Here is a 14,551-nt window from a genome sequence, read left to right on the forward strand (position 1 = left end):
TCTTTCCTTAGTGAGCGTTTTTGTCTTTTACCCAAGCGGTTTCATCTAAAATTTTGCCAAAATAGCTTTCGACTAAGCGACGAGTAACATCAGTTTGTGGATCAGTAAAAAGATTTTGAGGGCTGCCATATTCAATCATTTTTCCTTCATCCATTACGATAATCGTATCTGCAATATGTTTAATTACACCGAGATCTTGCCCTACATAAATATAAGAAATACCTAAACGTTGCTGCAGATCAAGGGTTAAATTTAGTAATTGAATGCGCACCGAGGCATCTAAATTACCAATTGCATCATCTATAATAATTATTTCAGGTTCTAAAATCAGCGCACGTGCCAAAGCGACACGCTGTTTTTGGCTAATAGAAAGATGCTTAATATTGAGATTTGTGTAATCAGGATAAAGCCCAACAAGAGAAAGGGTCTCAAAGATTTTTTCATTACGTTGTGTTTCTGTCCAATCTGTCGCTAGGCTTAATGGTTCGTCTAATATTTGTCCAATATTTAAACGTGGATTAAATGCAGAGTTGGCATCTTGGAAAACCATACGAATATGTTTAGCTCTAGATTGGGCATCCTGATATTGTAATTCCCGATCATTAAATAAAATTCGACCAGAAGTTGGCGGAATAATGCCCGCTATCATTTTCACTAGGGTTGATTTACCAGAGCCATTATTGCCAATGATTGCAAGTGTTTGTTTACGTTCAAGGGTAAAACTCACTTTATCCACTGCATTGAATTGATTTCGACCAAATAAACTGGCGTGACCTTTAAAAGTTTTAGTTAAATCTTCCACTTGTAATAAGGGCATTATTCATTTCCTTTGCAATTAAGTATAAAAGGGGTGGCGGTTGTTTTTTCTTTGAAATTTTTTTCTCGTAAATTAATAGGATAATGACAAGAAAATTCGTGTTGTTTTATTTTCAATCGTCTTGGTTTTTCCATACATTTTTTTTGTGCAAAAGGGCATCTTGGGCCAAGACGACAGCCAATTGGCATTTGCTCTAAAATAGGCACGGTGCCTTCTAACGTACCCAATTTAGTTTTAAACCCCAAAGGTTGAGTAAAATCGGGTACTGCATTAATTAAGGCTTGGGTATAAGGATGATGGGGACTTTCGATTAATATTTCAGTCGGGGCAGATTCGGTATTTTGCCCACAATAAAGCACTGAAATTTGATCGCACCATTCACTAATACTTTTAATATCGTTACTCGTAAGTAAAATTGTTGTTCCCTGATTTTGGTTCATACTGGAAAGTAAACGAAAAACTTGTAGGGCAGTGGTTGATTCTAATGCATTTGTTGGTTCATCTGCGATTAATAAACGTGGCTGATTAGCGACAGCCATTGCGATCATAACTTTTTGTCCTTCGCCTTCTGTCAGTTCGTTAGGATAGCTTGCCATAATATCACGATGATCTTTAATTCCTACGCGATGTAACAATTCAATAGCACGTCTTTTTTTCCACCCAAACCATTTCCACCATTTATTTTTAAATGTCCAATTAGGAATATTTTGGATGAGTTGTTTCCCTATTTTTCGACTTGGATCAAGGCAAGATAAGGGATTTTGGAAAATCATTGAAATTTCTTTGCCGACAATCTTACGTCGTTTATTAGGACTGAGTTTAAGTAGTTCGACATCGTGAAAACGAAAGCGATCGGCAGTAATAATCCAATTTTCTTTGATTGCATTACAAATGACTTTAGCGATTAAGCTTTTTCCTGAGCCTGATTCGCCAACTAATCCACTGATTTCCCCTTCGTTAAGGGAAAGATTGACGCCATCTACAATTTTTATACGTCCATTGGAGGTTTGAATTTCAATATTGAGGTTACAAATGTCTAAAAGTGCCATAGGCTATTCTTGATGTTGATTGATGGTTTTAGTTAAGCCATTGCTAAAAATAATGCTTAATAAAATAGTAAAAATAATTGCAAAGCCAGGGAGTAATACCGTCCAAGGTGCAAGATAGAGTAGTTCCAAAGAGTCTTTTATCATTGCGCCCCATTCTGGGGTTGGTCGTTGTGCGCCAAGGGAAATAAAACTTAACGCGCTAATATCCAACACGGCTATCACAAAAGCACGAGCCACTTCTTGAATATAAATAACAGTAATATTCGGTAAAATAGTGCTTTTCAATAATTCCCAGTTAGAAATGCCTTCAAGTTTTAACATCAGCACATAATCTTTTTTCAATTCTTGTTGAATGGCTTGATAAATTGCATGGATGAAATACGGCAATATCGCTAAGAGTGTTGCGAACATTGCATTCCATAAACTTGGTTCCATTAATGTTGAAATAACAACGGCAATTAATAGAATAGGTAACGATAAAAACGCATCAAAAATATGCCCGACAAAACGAGCTTTAATACCTTTCAGTAGTCCTGCAATAATTCCTAGTGCGCCGCCTATTATTGCCACTGAAAAGACAACCAGTAAAGCAGAACCTAAGGTATAACGAGTACCCATAATTAAACGACTTAATATGTCGCGACCTAAATCATCAGTACCAAAGAAAAAAGCAATTTTTCCTCTATCTACCCAAGATGGAGGCATTAATTCTTGCCCAATAAATTGTCGATTATCAGCATAAGGTGCAAGATAACTAGCAAAAAGTGCGGTAAAAATTAATGCGATTAATAAATAAAAGCTAAAAAGTGCGATGGTATTTTGACGAAAGCGTAACCAAATTTGAAAGATTGAGGTGCTTTCGCGGAATTCATCAGGTTCTTTATCTTGCATACCAACCTTTCTTTTTAAATGGATCGAGTATAAAAGTGAATATTTTAGTGAATGTATCAATCAAAATAATACATACACCAATAACAATTACACCTGCGGCAATGCTGTTGTAATCTTGTTCATTTACGGCATTAATTAACCAACGACCAATGCCAGGCCAACCTAAAGCCGTTTCTACCAACATACATTGCGTTAATACTAATGTGAATACACGTGGTACTTGTGGAACAAGCAGGGGAAAAGTATTACGAAATACATATTGATGGAGAATTTTCCATTTTGACCAACCCCGTGTTGTCGCTACTTTAGAAAAATTTTGATTCAAAATATATTCTGCTCGTTGATGAATAATGCGGATAATTTCCATTGTTGGCAAAATACACAATACCAATGTTGGTAAGGCTAAATGTTGCAATATATTTTGTACGATTTTTGTACGATAAGGTACTTCCAGAAACCACATATCAATAACAGGAAATCCCGTAATGGGTTTAATTTCGTAAAGCAAATTATATTGTCCAATAGCGGCAATTTCCCAATGTGAGAGCGCGGCAACATACAGTAAAATGGGGGCTAACCAAAATATTGGAATAGATAGCCCTACATAAGATAGGATTTGTAAACTTTTTGCAAAAACTTGTTCAGAATTGACCGCACTTATAATGCCAAGTGGCAAACCAAAAATAAATGCCAAAAACAATGTAATGAAACAAAGTTCCAATGTGGGAGGAAGAACCGTAAGAATAAGGTTCATTAATGATTTTCCACCGTTATAGGTAATGCCAAAATCACCTTGTAACAAGGTGCCTAAATAATGGAAATAGCCGATATAAATGTTTTGTGTAACAAGATTCGCATTAAGAGGATCGCGCAATAAAATGACAAAGCCTAATAGCGATAATACGAGTAATAATAATGCCACCCACAGAATATGGCGAAGAACCGACCATAACATTAGTGTTTCTCCTGAATAAAATATAAAGTGGAAAAATCTAAGCTACCAAAAGGCGTCATTTTTACTCCTTTCACACGACTATTTGCGACTAAAATTCGTTTTACATTGGCAATAGGAATAATGGGTAATTCACGTAAAACGAGTTCTTGGGCTTCATTATAGGCTTTTGCACGTGAACTTAAATGTGAGGTGGTAATGGCACGATCCATAAATTGATCAAATTCTTCATTACACCAATTAGATAAATTAGTGAGTTCATTTTTTGTTCCACAGCTTAAAATTGGACGCATAAAACCATCAGGATCAAGATTACCAGCTAACCAACCAGATAGAATCAAATCATAATTTTCCGATTGATTGCGTAATTGTGAAGTTAAAAATGGACGAGTTACGGCACGCACTTTAACTTTCACACCCGCTTGAGCTAAATCCCATTTTATCATTTCAGCTATTTTAAAAGGTGCAGGATTATAGACTTGTTCTTCATTAATTACCCATAAATTTAACAAAAGGTTTTTATCTGCTAATTTATTTTTGGCGATTTTGGGATTGTAATCAAACTCAAATTCTGGCGTATTGACACTTGAAGCCCAAGATACTTCAGGAATAATGTTATTAGCAACAGTTGCTGTGTTATGGTAAATGCTATGAATGATTCGAGCTCGGTTTAAACTTTGTGAAATAGCGGCGCGGATTTCGTGATCTCGCATTAATGGCTTATCAAAATTAAACGCTAAATAGGCTAAATTCATACCATCAGTAGATTGCATATAATAATGTTTGTCATCATTTTTTAATAAGCCAATTTGGCTTACTTCAGGATAAGAGGCGATTTGACATTCATTATTGAAAAATTTGACTAAACGTCCGCTGCGATCAGTAGAAAGATCCACAATAATATGTTCTATCTTGGCTTCTTTTTTCCAATAGTTTTCGTTACGCACTAAGCGAACATATTGGTTATATACATAATCTTTTACTTGATAAGGCCCTGTTCCTACTGGGTGGGTATCTAATTGAGTAAGGTTGTCATCTGCGCTTAATTGATAGGCATATTCTTGTGAAAAAATAATGGCATACTGGCTGGCAAGATGAGACAAGATGGAGGAATCTGGTGCAAATAATTCAATTTTTACTTGATAAGGCGAAAGTGCAGTCACAGATTTGATTTTTTCGTTAAGTTTAATGCTATCAAAATAAGGAAAACGCACTTTTCTTGCTTGTTCGTGAAACACTCTATATTGTGGATTACTATAGGTAACATTCGTCTCTGCTAAGGTTGGTAAATAAGTATTATGCCCTAATACACGATTAATCGAAAATACTACGTCTTCAGCGTTAAAATCACGTGTTGGGGTAAACCAAGGGGTTTGGTGAAATTTTACGCCGTGACGTAAATTTAATAAAATTTCTTTACCATCAGCTGAAATGGAATAAGATTGTGCTAGCATTGGTGTTAATGTTGCACTGTGATTTTTTATATCAAATAATTTGTTATAAATTTGTTCCGTGACCACATTCATACTGGTTCCTGCATCTGCTGTTTGCGGATTAAATGAAAAACCTGAAGCGTGGGTGCAATAAGTTAAGCCATTTTCAGTTAAAAATGTTGGAACACTTGGCGCAGCCTGTAATTCTACACTTTGGATTATACAGAGCAGAAAAGATAAAAATCTCAGATTTAGACGTAACATAACAAATGCATTGTGATAAATTATGTGTCAAATTGTAAGGCATATTAGTAAAAATGGCTAGGATATTGAATGTTTAATCGGGTTCAAAAGGAAATCAATCAAATTATTAATCGTGGTTTTGACCGCACTTTGCGTTTAGCGGTAACAGGGTTAAGTCGGAGTGGAAAAACGGCGTTTATTACAAGTTTAATCAATCAACTTCTCTCCATTAATCAACATTCATCACAGCATTTGCCCTTGTTTGAAGCAGCTAGAAATGGTGCGATCTTGGCAGTCAAACGAGTATCCCAACAAGATCTCAGCGTGCCACGTTTTGATTATGAAAGTAATTTAAATGATTTGTCACAAAATCCGCCTCAATGGTTTCAATCTACTCGTGGCGTGAGTGAAACGCGTTTAGCAATTCGTTTTCAACGTCAATCTGGCTTGCTACGCCATTTGAAAGAACGAGGCACGCTTTATCTAGATATTTTTGATTATCCAGGGGAATGGTTGCTCGATTTGCCGTTGTTAAATTTAGATTTTCAACAATGGTCACAAGAGCAAATCAAGGTCACAACTGGCGTTCGTGCAGAATTGGCGCAGAATTGGCTTTCCATGTTGCAGAATTTGGATTTAAGTGCGGTCGCAAATGAAGATGTTTTAGCCAAGATTGCGAAAAGTTATACGGATTATTTACACCAATGTAAGTCGCAAGGCATGCAATTTATTCAGCCTGGGCGATTTGTATTGCCAAGTGATTTAGAGGGTGCGCCCGCATTACAATTTTTTCCATTAATTCATCTTTCGGAAGAACATTGGCAAACCTTGAAAAAAACAGCCAAATCGAATAGCTATTTTGTCGTGCTGACAAAACGTTATAATTATTATCGCAATAAAATTGTGAAAGGTTTTTACGAAAATTATTTTTCTACCTTTGATCGTCAAGTTATTTTGGCGGATTGTTTAACGCCTTTAAATCACAGTCAGCAAGCCTTTTTAGATATGCAAATGGGCTTAAATCAGTTATTTAATAATTTCCATTATGGCAGCAGAAATTTTCTTCATCGTTTGTTTTCTGCGCAAATTGATCGATTAATGTTTGTTGCGACCAAGGCGGATCATATTACTCGTGATCAAATTCCTAATTTAGTGAGTTTAATGTGCCAAATTGTGCAAGAGGGCGGTCGCCATGTAGAATTTGAAGGAATTGATACGGAATATACCGCCATTGCGGCTGTTCGTACCACAAAGCAAGTGATTGTGAATCAGCAAGGAAAAGAAATTAAAGCAATTCAAGGGGTTCGTTCTATTGATAAACAGCTGATTACACTTTATCCAGGAACCGTGCCGAGTAAATTACCCAGAACAGAATTTTGGCAAAAACAACCGCACTGTGATTTTGATAGTTTTGAACCTCAGCCTTTAGAACAAGGGGAGAGCATTCCTCATTTGAGAATGGATGCGGTTTTACAATTTTTATTAAGTGATCGATTTGAATAAAAAAGTGCGGAAAATTTTCCGCACTTTTTTCATCTTTCTAGCCCGTATTGCGCATCCCAGCCGCGATACCTGTGATGGTAATCATCAATGCTTGTTCCACATCGGGATTGACTTGCTCTGGATTTTCACGGAAACGGTGAAGCAATTCCACTTGCAGTAGATTGAGTGGATCCGTGTAGATATTACGCAATGCAATTGAATCTGCAATCCAAGGTAAATCAGACATCAATTCACTTTGGTGAGAAAGTGAAAGCACAGTTTGAATATCATCTTCAAGTTGCTTACGTAAATTTTCGCCTAAATACCAAAGCTCTTTTTTCACTAATCGTTGATCATATTGTTGGGAAAGCCAAGTATCCGATTTACTAAAGACCATTTCCAACATTCCGATTCGCGTTGAAAAGAACGGCCAGTTTTCGCACATTTTATGAATAATATCGCATTTGCCTTGTTCAATAACTTGACGAATAGCTGCACCAGCCCCTAACCAAGCTGGCAGCATTAAACGGTTTTGCATCCAGGCAAAAATCCACGGGATCGCACGTAAACTTTCCACACCGCCATTTGGATTGCGTTTTGCAGGGCGAGAGCCAAGCGGCAATTTGGAGAGTTCCTGTTCTGGCGTCGCACTGCGGAAATAAGGCACAAAATCTTTATCGGCACGCACCACACCACGATAAATATCGCAAGAAATCGTGGAAAGCTCGTCCATTATAGTACGCCATTCTGGTTTCGGTTCTGGTGGCGGTAAAAGATTTGCTTCTAAAATGGCGCTGGCGTAAAGATCAAAGGTTTCTACTGCTACTGCGGGTAAACCCAGTTTGAAACGAATCATTTCGCCTTGTTCTGTTACACGTAAACCATTTTTTAAGGAACGAGGTGGCTGAGAAAGTAATGCCGCATGTGCTGGCGCACCGCCACGACCAATTGTGCCACCACGTCCGTGGAATAAAGTGAGTTCAATGCCAAGTTTTTCTGTTAAATTCACTAAGGCTTCTTGTGCACGGTATTGCGCCCAAGAGGCTGCCATCATTCCCGCATCTTTTGCCGAATCTGAATAGCCAATCATTACCATTTGACGATTATTAATGACGCCACGATACCAACCCACATTGAAAAGTTGAGTCATCACTTTTTCGGCTGCATCTAAATCCTCTAAGGTTTCAAATAATGGCACAACAGGAATATGATATGGTACGCCTGATTCTTTTAAGAGTAAATGAACGGCTAAAACATCAGAGGCACTGCGCGCCATTGAAATAACATAACAAGCTATTACACCTTGTTTTTGTTGAGCAATGACTTTACAAGTATCTAAAATTTCTTTGGTTTCAGGCGATGGCGTCCAGTTTTGCGGAATTAATGGGCGACGTGAGCTTAATTCACGAATTAAGAAAGCCTGTTTATCGTCTTCCATCCATTGAGCGTAATCGCCCAAACCAATATAGCGGGTAATTTCAGCAATGGCATCGGTGTGACGAGTGCTTTCTTGGCGAATATCCATTTGAGAAAGAGTCACGCCAAAACAACTAATACGGTGCAAAATATTCAACAATGAACCATTCGCAATAATGCGCATACCGCATTGAATTAAAGATTGATAACAATCGTAAAGCGGCTCCCACAGTTGATTATCTTCCAAAATAATCTCGCTTTCGGAGACTCTTGGTGTGCGATTAGATAAGTGATCATCAAAATAAGCTAATGTTGCTGTAAGTTGATTGCGTAAATTTTTTACTACGAAACGATAGGGTTCTAAATGTTCGCCGTATTTATCACGAAATTCATCGCTACATTTCATCATTGAAAGTTCATCGGCTAATTTGCTGATGTCTTGTAAGAATAAATCCGCCGCTTTCCAGCGGGCAAAATAAAGTACTTTTTTGGTAATTTGTGCGGTAACAAATGGATTTCCATCACGGTCGCCGCCCATCCAAGAGGAAATACGCACAGGTTTTAATCCTACCGGCAAATCGTAACCTAAAAATTCACGGGCGGTTTCGTTGAGTTGGCGTAAAAACTCTGGCACAGCTTGCCACAAACTGTTTTCTAACATCGCAAAGCCCCATTTAGCCTCATCAAATGGCGTTGGGCGAACAGTACGAATTTCGTTGGTATGCCATGCTTCAGCGATTAAACGAAGTAATAGACGCTCAATAATATTGCGTTCTTTTTCAGTTAAATCATGATGTTCTAGCTTGCTTAAACATTTATTGATTTCAATGTGTTTATGAATTAATGAACGACGTGTTGTTTCTGTTGGATGTGCGGTTAGAACAAGCTCAATTAATAATTTTTCGACGGTTTTATGCACGTCTTCCACTGAGGCATTTTGTTCTTTTAAGCGTTTGAAAAGTTCGCTTAAGGATTGAGAAGAACTTTGTGCAAGAGAATGTTCACGGGAAATTGTTTGATATTGTTCAGCTATGTTAGTGAGGTTTAAAAATTGGCTGAAAGCACGTGCGACAGGAATAATATTTTCATTAGAAATACTACCTAGCGTATCGAGCAATGCTTGTCTTGCTTTATCATCGCCAGCACGAGAATTACGAGAAAGTTTACGAATGTTTTCGATTAACTCAAGAATATCCTCGCCCTGTGCATCATTGATGGTTTCTCCGAGAAAACGCCCTAACATACTAATGTTATTGCGTAGAGTGCGGTACTCTTGTGTCATAGGAACTCCTAAAAGTAAAAATAAAATTTGTCAGTTGGCGATAGATATAACTAAAAATAGGGTGGAGGGCAAATGCTATTCAGAGAAATTTTGAAAATAATCAAGAAAAGCTAAAAAATAGCTAAAAAAGAGCCGCACTTTTTAGGGATTGTTTAAAAAGTGCGGTTTATTTTTGCTAAGTTTATAAAATCGATTTAACGGATTTTCGAATGATAAGCTCAGGGGTTATATCGATACGACTATATTGTTGAACACCTTCATCTTTGTGAGTAATTCGTTCTAACAGAATATTTACTGCCTGTCTGCCTAAACGTAGTTTTGATTGATGAATGGTGGTTAATGGTGGTGCGTAGAAACGTGAGGCGTGAATATCATCATAGCCGATAATTGACATATCCTCTGGCACACGCAAGCCTTTTTCTGTTAGTGCTGATATTGCACCGAGCGCCATCACATCGTTACAGCAGAATAGGGCGGTTGGTAATTCCTCTTGAGTTAGTAAACGATTCATACATTCATAGCCATCTTCAGGCTCAAATGCACCCTCTAGTACCCAAGACGGATTGATTGTTAATTTAGCTTCTTCCATTGCTTTTTCAAAGCCTTCATAACGCGTTCTTGCGGTAGTTTTATTGAGTTCGCCGCAGATAATCCCGATTTTTTTATGACCGCACTCTATAAGATGTTTGGTTGCTAAATAACCGCCATCAAAACTATGATCATCAATCACATCTGTATTGGCATTTGGTCCCCAATCCATTACAACCATTGGAATAGTGGAAAATGATGAAAGTAAATCCAATGAATCCTGAGTATATTCAGAACACATTACAAGCAAACCATCGACCCTTTTTTTTGCCAACATTTCTAAATGATTTTTGACTTTTTCAGGATCATTTTGTGTGTTACACAAAAATAAAGAATAACCTTGTCGATAGCAATGTTCTTCAACAGAATGGATTATTTCGGCAAAATACGGTGCTTCACTGGTTGTCACAATCATACCAATGGATTTGGTGGTATTGACTTTTAAACTGCGTGCCACAGCACTAGGGGAATAATTAAGTTGTTTAATTGCGGATAACACCGCTTCTTCCGTATCTTTTGCAACGAAACGGGTTTTATTAATTACGTGAGATACGGTTGTGGTGGACACACCAGCCATTTTTGCCACATCTTTAATTGTTGCCATATATTTAAATCCCTAAAAAATTTTTCCTATTATAAAGGTTTGTTGAGAATTTAGTCATCTTTATTGCAAATTTTTTATAAAAAGAAGTGATTTTTTCGTATTATTCTTGCTAGAATGTCTGCGTTATTTTTTTATGAGGAGAACAAAATGAGCGATTTTGGTTATGCAATGATTATGGTTGTTTTTAGTATGTCTGTTGTCGTGGGGCTTGCACTTTCAATCTTTTAATCAAACCAACTTTTTATTATCACCGCAGTTTTGTTTCTACAAAGTGCGGTGATTTTTTTCGGTGTTTTGCTTGCCCGTTTAAAATATGGTAAAACTAATGCCGTTTTATTCACAACATATATAGGAAGTTCTATGTCAAATTTACAAGCAATTATTGAAGCAGCATTTGAAAAACGTGCAGAAATTACACCAAAAACCGTTGATGCAGAAACGCGCGCGGCAATTGAAGAAGTGATCGAAGGATTAGATTCTGGAAAATATCGTGTAGCCGAAAAAATTGCTGGCGAATGGGTAACACATCAATGGTTAAAAAAAGCGGTATTGCTATCTTTCCGCATTAACGATAACCAAATCATTGATGGCGCAGAAACAAAATATTACGACAAAGTGGCATTAAAATTTGCGGATTACACTGAAGAACGTTTTACTGAAGAAGGTTTTCGTGTTGTGCCTTCTGCAACGGTGCGTAAAGGTGCATACATTTCTAAAAACTGCGTATTAATGCCATCTTATGTAAACATTGGTGCATACGTTGGCGAAGGCACCATGGTAGATACTTGGGCGACGGTAGGCTCTTGTGCGCAAATTGGTAAAAATGTTCACTTATCGGGTGGCGTAGGCATCGGCGGCGTGTTAGAACCATTACAAGCTAACCCAACTATTATTGGCGATAACTGTTTTATTGGCGCTCGTTCAGAAGTGGTTGAGGGTGTTATCGTTGAAGATGGTTGTGTTATTTCAATGGGCGTATTCATTGGTCAATCAACCAAAATTTATGATCGTGAAACAGGCGAAATTCATTACGGCCGTGTACCAGCAGGTTCTGTGGTGGTATCAGGTAGCCTTCCATCAAAATGTGGAAAATATAGTTTATACTGCGCAGTAATCGTGAAAAAAGTGGATGCAAAAACTTTAGGAAAAGTGGGCATCAATGAATTATTACGTTCCATTGAAGAATAGTAAAAAATATAAAAAAAACCGCACTTTTAAAAGTGCGGTCTGAAAATCAAAAGAAATTAAGCGGCGAACGGATCACGTAAAATCATTGTTTCCACACGATCAGGGCCAGTTGAAAGAATATCAATTGGTACGCCAGTCACTTCTTCAATACGTTTAATATAGTTAATGCAGTTTTGTGGCAATTTATTTACATCTGTGATGCGGAAAGTATTTTCTTTCCAGCCAGGTAATGTTTCATAAATTGGTTCTACAGCATCCCAATCTTTCGCCGCTAACGGTGCATATTCAACGATTTCGCCATTTGGCATTTTGTAAGCAACACAGATTTTTACTTCATCAAAACCATCTAATACGTCTAGTTTAGTCATACAGAAACCAGAAATAGAGTTAAGTTGGATTGCACGGCGAATGGCGACGGCATCGAACCAACCACAACGACGTGGACGGCCTGTTACCGCGCCAAATTCGTTACCTTTACGAGCAATTTCAGCACCCACATCATCAAATAATTCAGTTGTGAATGGGCCACCACCTACACGAGTACAGTAAGCCTTAATGATACCAAGTACATAATCAAGATTACGCGGGCCAAAACCAGAACCTGTTGCAACACCACCAGCCGTTGTGTTTGAGCTGGTTACATACGGATAAGTACCGTGGTCGATATCTAACATTGTCCCTTGTGCACCTTCAAATAAAATATGTTCGCCATTTTTGCGCGCAGTATCAAGAATTGTAGTGATGTCTGCCACCATACCTGTGATTACATCGGCAATTGCCATTACATCATCTAAGGTTTTTTGATAATCGACAGGTTCAACTTTGTAGTAGTTCACCAATTGGAAATTATAGTATTCAAGGATGTTTTTGAGTTTTTCGGCAAAGGCTTCTTTATTAAATAAATCGCCTACGCGTAAACCACGACGAGCTACTTTATCTTCATAAGCTGGGCCAATACCACGACCAGTTGTACCTATAGCTTTTTTGCCAAGGGCTGCTTCGCGTGCGTGATCCATTGCAACGTGATAAGGCAGAATCAAAGGACAAGCTTCTGAAATTAATAAACGTTCACGAACTTTAATACCTCGGCTTTCAAGTTCGCCCATTTCTTTCATTAATGCTTCAGGCGAAACCACAACGCCATTACCAATTAAGCAAGTTACGTTTGGATGTAACATACCAGATGGAATTAAACGTAATACGGTTTTTTCGCCATTGATAATAAGTGTGTGACCTGCGTTATGGCCACCTTGATAACGAACTACGTATTTTACGCGATCCGTCAAAAGATCAACGATTTTTCCTTTACCTTCATCGCCCCATTGTGCGCCTAAGATAACAACGCTTTTTCCCATAATTTCCGCCTTTTATTCGGTTAAATTAGTCAAATAAACAGTCACTTACTTTACTCTTTTTCAGCTTTAATCTCAATGATATAAAAGAAAAAGTGCGGTGATTTTTCACCGCACTTTAGGTTTAAATTTTATTCAAATAAGGATTTGTGTAACGAGCGTACAATTTCATCAGAATGTTCACTTTGTACTAACATACAAACATTGTTGGTACTTGCCCCATAACTAATCATTCGCACATTATAAGATTGAACAGTATCAAAAATACGTTTTGCCACACCTGAAGTCATATGCAGATCATTGCTAATTAATTTTTCACGTTCTGTCGCTTTTATACCATTTGCTAAAGCCACTAATAAATTTGTTACACCAGCTGATGCAGAAAGCACAACTACGCGTGTATTGGGATCGGCAATGACAATTTTTGCACAAGCTGTCATCGTATCGTGGTTAGCAACAGATGTTCCGCCAAATTTGGCGACTGAGAGATGGGGCATAAGGTCCTCCTAGATGTTGTGTTTTTTTAGAATAGTGGGTATAGAAATAACGATTTAGGCATTTTTTGTCAAATAAATTTTAATTAACAATAAATGAACGCATAAAAGAAAAAATAGGATTAGGAAAAATTTGGCTGTTGAGAAAGCCATATAAGTTGTTTAAATGAATAAAAAATAAGTGATATGCTTCATTAATAACCAAACAAACATAAAATTACTTTTTTTGTAAAAAAGTATTTGACGAGGATCATCAAAATTAGCATAATACGCCCCGCAAAGCCGATATGGTTAAGCAAATTAAGTGATGGCTACATAGCTCAGTTGGTTAGAGCACAACACTCATAATGTTGGGGTCGCAAGTTCGAATCTCGCTGTAGCCACCAAATTTGCGGGACTGGCGAAATTGGTAGACGCACCAGATTTAGGTTCTGGCGCCGAGAGGTGTGTGGGTTCAAGTCCCTCGTCCCGCACCATTTATCACTTTGTAATTCAAATAGTCGTTGGGGTATCGCCAAGCGGTAAGGCACTGGGTTTTGATCTCAGCATTCCTAGGTTCGAATCCTAGTACCCCAGCCATACTATCAAAAAAGTCTTCTTTATATCCAATCAAAGATTTATCTAATTGGGGTATCGCCAAGCGGTAAGGCACTGGGTTTTGATCTCAGCATTCCTAGGTTCGAATCCTAGTACCCCAGCCATATTTTCAATATCTTCGTAATAACTTACAAAAATCGTTATTTAATAAAAAATTGAAGTT

At 37.7% G+C, this 14,551-nt stretch carries 11 protein-coding genes and 4 tRNA genes; 6 read left to right on the plus strand and 9 right to left on the minus strand.

The features are described 5' to 3' along the window. Nucleotides 1–7 precede the first annotated feature (7 nt). Genes DQN49_RS06640 through DQN49_RS06660 form a run of 5 tightly spaced genes read right to left on the minus strand, consistent with a single transcriptional unit; the run spans nucleotide 8 to nucleotide 5,406 of the window. Nucleotides 8–817 (minus strand): peptide ABC transporter ATP-binding protein, encoded by an 810-nt coding sequence (locus DQN49_RS06640; RefSeq protein ID WP_005670537.1) that lies wholly within the window; start codon nucleotides 815–817, stop codon nucleotides 8–10. Continuing rightward, nucleotides 817–1,866 (minus strand): peptide ABC transporter ATP-binding protein, encoded by a 1,050-nt coding sequence (locus DQN49_RS06645; RefSeq protein ID WP_005647374.1) that lies wholly within the window; start codon nucleotides 1,864–1,866, stop codon nucleotides 817–819. Before DQN49_RS06645 ends, DQN49_RS06640 begins: the two co-directional genes overlap by 1 nt. A 3-nt stretch (nucleotides 1,867–1,869) precedes the next feature. Continuing rightward, the gene (locus DQN49_RS06650; RefSeq protein WP_006996470.1) at nucleotides 1,870–2,757 is read right to left on the minus strand and encodes an ABC transporter permease subunit; all 888 of its coding nucleotides are present in this window, start codon (nucleotides 2,755–2,757) and stop codon (nucleotides 1,870–1,872) included. Next, nucleotides 2,747–3,712 carry an ABC transporter permease gene (locus tag DQN49_RS06655; RefSeq protein ID WP_006996469.1) on the minus strand — a complete coding sequence of 322 codons (966 nt, stop codon included), beginning with the start codon at nucleotides 3,710–3,712 and terminating at the stop codon, nucleotides 2,747–2,749. The genes DQN49_RS06650 and DQN49_RS06655 overlap by 11 nt, the downstream gene beginning before the upstream one ends. Beyond that, the gene (locus tag DQN49_RS06660) at nucleotides 3,712–5,406 is read right to left on the minus strand and encodes an ABC transporter substrate-binding protein (protein WP_006996468.1); all 1,695 of its coding nucleotides are present in this window, start codon (nucleotides 5,404–5,406) and stop codon (nucleotides 3,712–3,714) included. Before DQN49_RS06660 ends, DQN49_RS06655 begins: the two co-directional genes overlap by 1 nt. A 69-nt stretch (nucleotides 5,407–5,475) precedes the next feature. Here DQN49_RS06660 and DQN49_RS06665 point away from each other — a divergent pair, with 69 nt between their 5' ends. Further along, on the plus strand, nucleotides 5,476–6,888 hold the full coding sequence (locus tag DQN49_RS06665) for a YcjX family GTP-binding protein (protein ID WP_006996467.1): 1,413 nt from the start codon (nucleotides 5,476–5,478) through the stop codon (nucleotides 6,886–6,888). 37 nt (nucleotides 6,889–6,925) lie between these two features. On the opposite strand, the gene ppc is transcribed toward DQN49_RS06665, so the two are convergent. After that, the gene (ppc, locus tag DQN49_RS06670) at nucleotides 6,926–9,565 is read right to left on the minus strand and encodes a phosphoenolpyruvate carboxylase (protein WP_006996466.1); all 2,640 of its coding nucleotides are present in this window, start codon (nucleotides 9,563–9,565) and stop codon (nucleotides 6,926–6,928) included. Between the two features lie 181 nt (nucleotides 9,566–9,746). Beyond that, nucleotides 9,747–10,757: an HTH-type transcriptional repressor PurR gene (gene purR / locus DQN49_RS06675; protein WP_005660510.1), complete on the minus strand. Its 1,011-nt coding sequence runs from the start codon at nucleotides 10,755–10,757 to the stop codon at nucleotides 9,747–9,749. A gap of 360 nt (nucleotides 10,758–11,117) precedes the next feature. Here purR and dapD point away from each other — a divergent pair, with 360 nt between their 5' ends. Continuing rightward, nucleotides 11,118–11,945, plus strand: a complete 828-nt coding sequence (dapD, locus tag DQN49_RS06680; RefSeq protein WP_005632504.1) for a 2,3,4,5-tetrahydropyridine-2,6-dicarboxylate N-succinyltransferase — start codon at nucleotides 11,118–11,120, stop codon at nucleotides 11,943–11,945. Between the two features lie 56 nt (nucleotides 11,946–12,001). Here dapD and purA read toward each other — a convergent pair whose 3' ends face one another. Together purA and DQN49_RS06690 are read right to left on the minus strand one after the other, a co-directional pair. Beyond that, on the minus strand, nucleotides 12,002–13,300 hold the full coding sequence (purA, locus tag DQN49_RS06685; protein WP_006996465.1) for an adenylosuccinate synthase: 1,299 nt from the start codon (nucleotides 13,298–13,300) through the stop codon (nucleotides 12,002–12,004). Nucleotides 13,301–13,428: 128 nt separating this feature from the next. After that, the gene (locus DQN49_RS06690; protein WP_005683065.1) at nucleotides 13,429–13,794 is read right to left on the minus strand and encodes an ACT domain-containing protein; all 366 of its coding nucleotides are present in this window, start codon (nucleotides 13,792–13,794) and stop codon (nucleotides 13,429–13,431) included. A 306-nt stretch (nucleotides 13,795–14,100) separates the two neighbouring features. Here DQN49_RS06690 and DQN49_RS06695 point away from each other — a divergent pair. The 4 genes from DQN49_RS06695 (at nucleotide 14,101) to DQN49_RS06710 (ending at nucleotide 14,492) form a co-directional block, all read left to right on the plus strand. Then, nucleotides 14,101–14,177: transfer RNA gene (locus DQN49_RS06695), tRNA-Met, on the plus strand. A gap of 5 nt (nucleotides 14,178–14,182) precedes the next feature. Then, nucleotides 14,183–14,267 (plus strand) — tRNA-Leu (locus DQN49_RS06700). Nucleotides 14,268–14,295: 28 nt separating this feature from the next. After that, nucleotides 14,296–14,370 (plus strand) — tRNA-Gln (locus DQN49_RS06705). A gap of 47 nt (nucleotides 14,371–14,417) precedes the next feature. After that, nucleotides 14,418–14,492, plus strand: a tRNA-Gln gene (locus tag DQN49_RS06710). Nucleotides 14,493–14,551: the final 59 nt, after the last annotated feature.

This window comes from Haemophilus aegyptius, from assembly GCF_900475885.1.
GTDB lineage: Bacteria > Pseudomonadota > Gammaproteobacteria > Enterobacterales > Pasteurellaceae > Haemophilus > Haemophilus influenzae.

Bases quoted from the DNA above. Each gene is read 5' to 3' on its own strand.
- DQN49_RS06640 (WP_005670537.1), bottom strand. From the start codon at position 817: ATGCCCTTATTACAAGTGGAAGATTTAACTAAAACTTTTAAAGGTCAC.
- DQN49_RS06645 (WP_005647374.1), bottom strand. From the start codon at position 1,866: ATGGCACTTTTAGACATTTGTAACCTCAATATTGAAATTCAAACCTCC.
- DQN49_RS06650 (WP_006996470.1), bottom strand. From the start codon at position 2,757: ATGCAAGATAAAGAACCTGATGAATTCCGCGAAAGCACCTCAATCTTT.
- DQN49_RS06655 (WP_006996469.1), bottom strand. From the start codon at position 3,712: ATGTTATGGTCGGTTCTTCGCCATATTCTGTGGGTGGCATTATTATTA.
- DQN49_RS06660 (WP_006996468.1), bottom strand. From the start codon at position 5,406: ATGTTACGTCTAAATCTGAGATTTTTATCTTTTCTGCTCTGTATAATC.
- DQN49_RS06665 (WP_006996467.1), top strand. From the start codon at position 5,476: ATGTTTAATCGGGTTCAAAAGGAAATCAATCAAATTATTAATCGTGGT.
- ppc (WP_006996466.1), bottom strand. From the start codon at position 9,565: ATGACACAAGAGTACCGCACTCTACGCAATAACATTAGTATGTTAGGG.
- purR (WP_005660510.1), bottom strand. From the start codon at position 10,757: ATGGCAACAATTAAAGATGTGGCAAAAATGGCTGGTGTGTCCACCACA.
- dapD (WP_005632504.1), top strand. From the start codon at position 11,118: ATGTCAAATTTACAAGCAATTATTGAAGCAGCATTTGAAAAACGTGCA.
- purA (WP_006996465.1), bottom strand. From the start codon at position 13,300: ATGGGAAAAAGCGTTGTTATCTTAGGCGCACAATGGGGCGATGAAGGT.
- DQN49_RS06690 (WP_005683065.1), bottom strand. From the start codon at position 13,794: ATGCCCCATCTCTCAGTCGCCAAATTTGGCGGAACATCTGTTGCTAAC.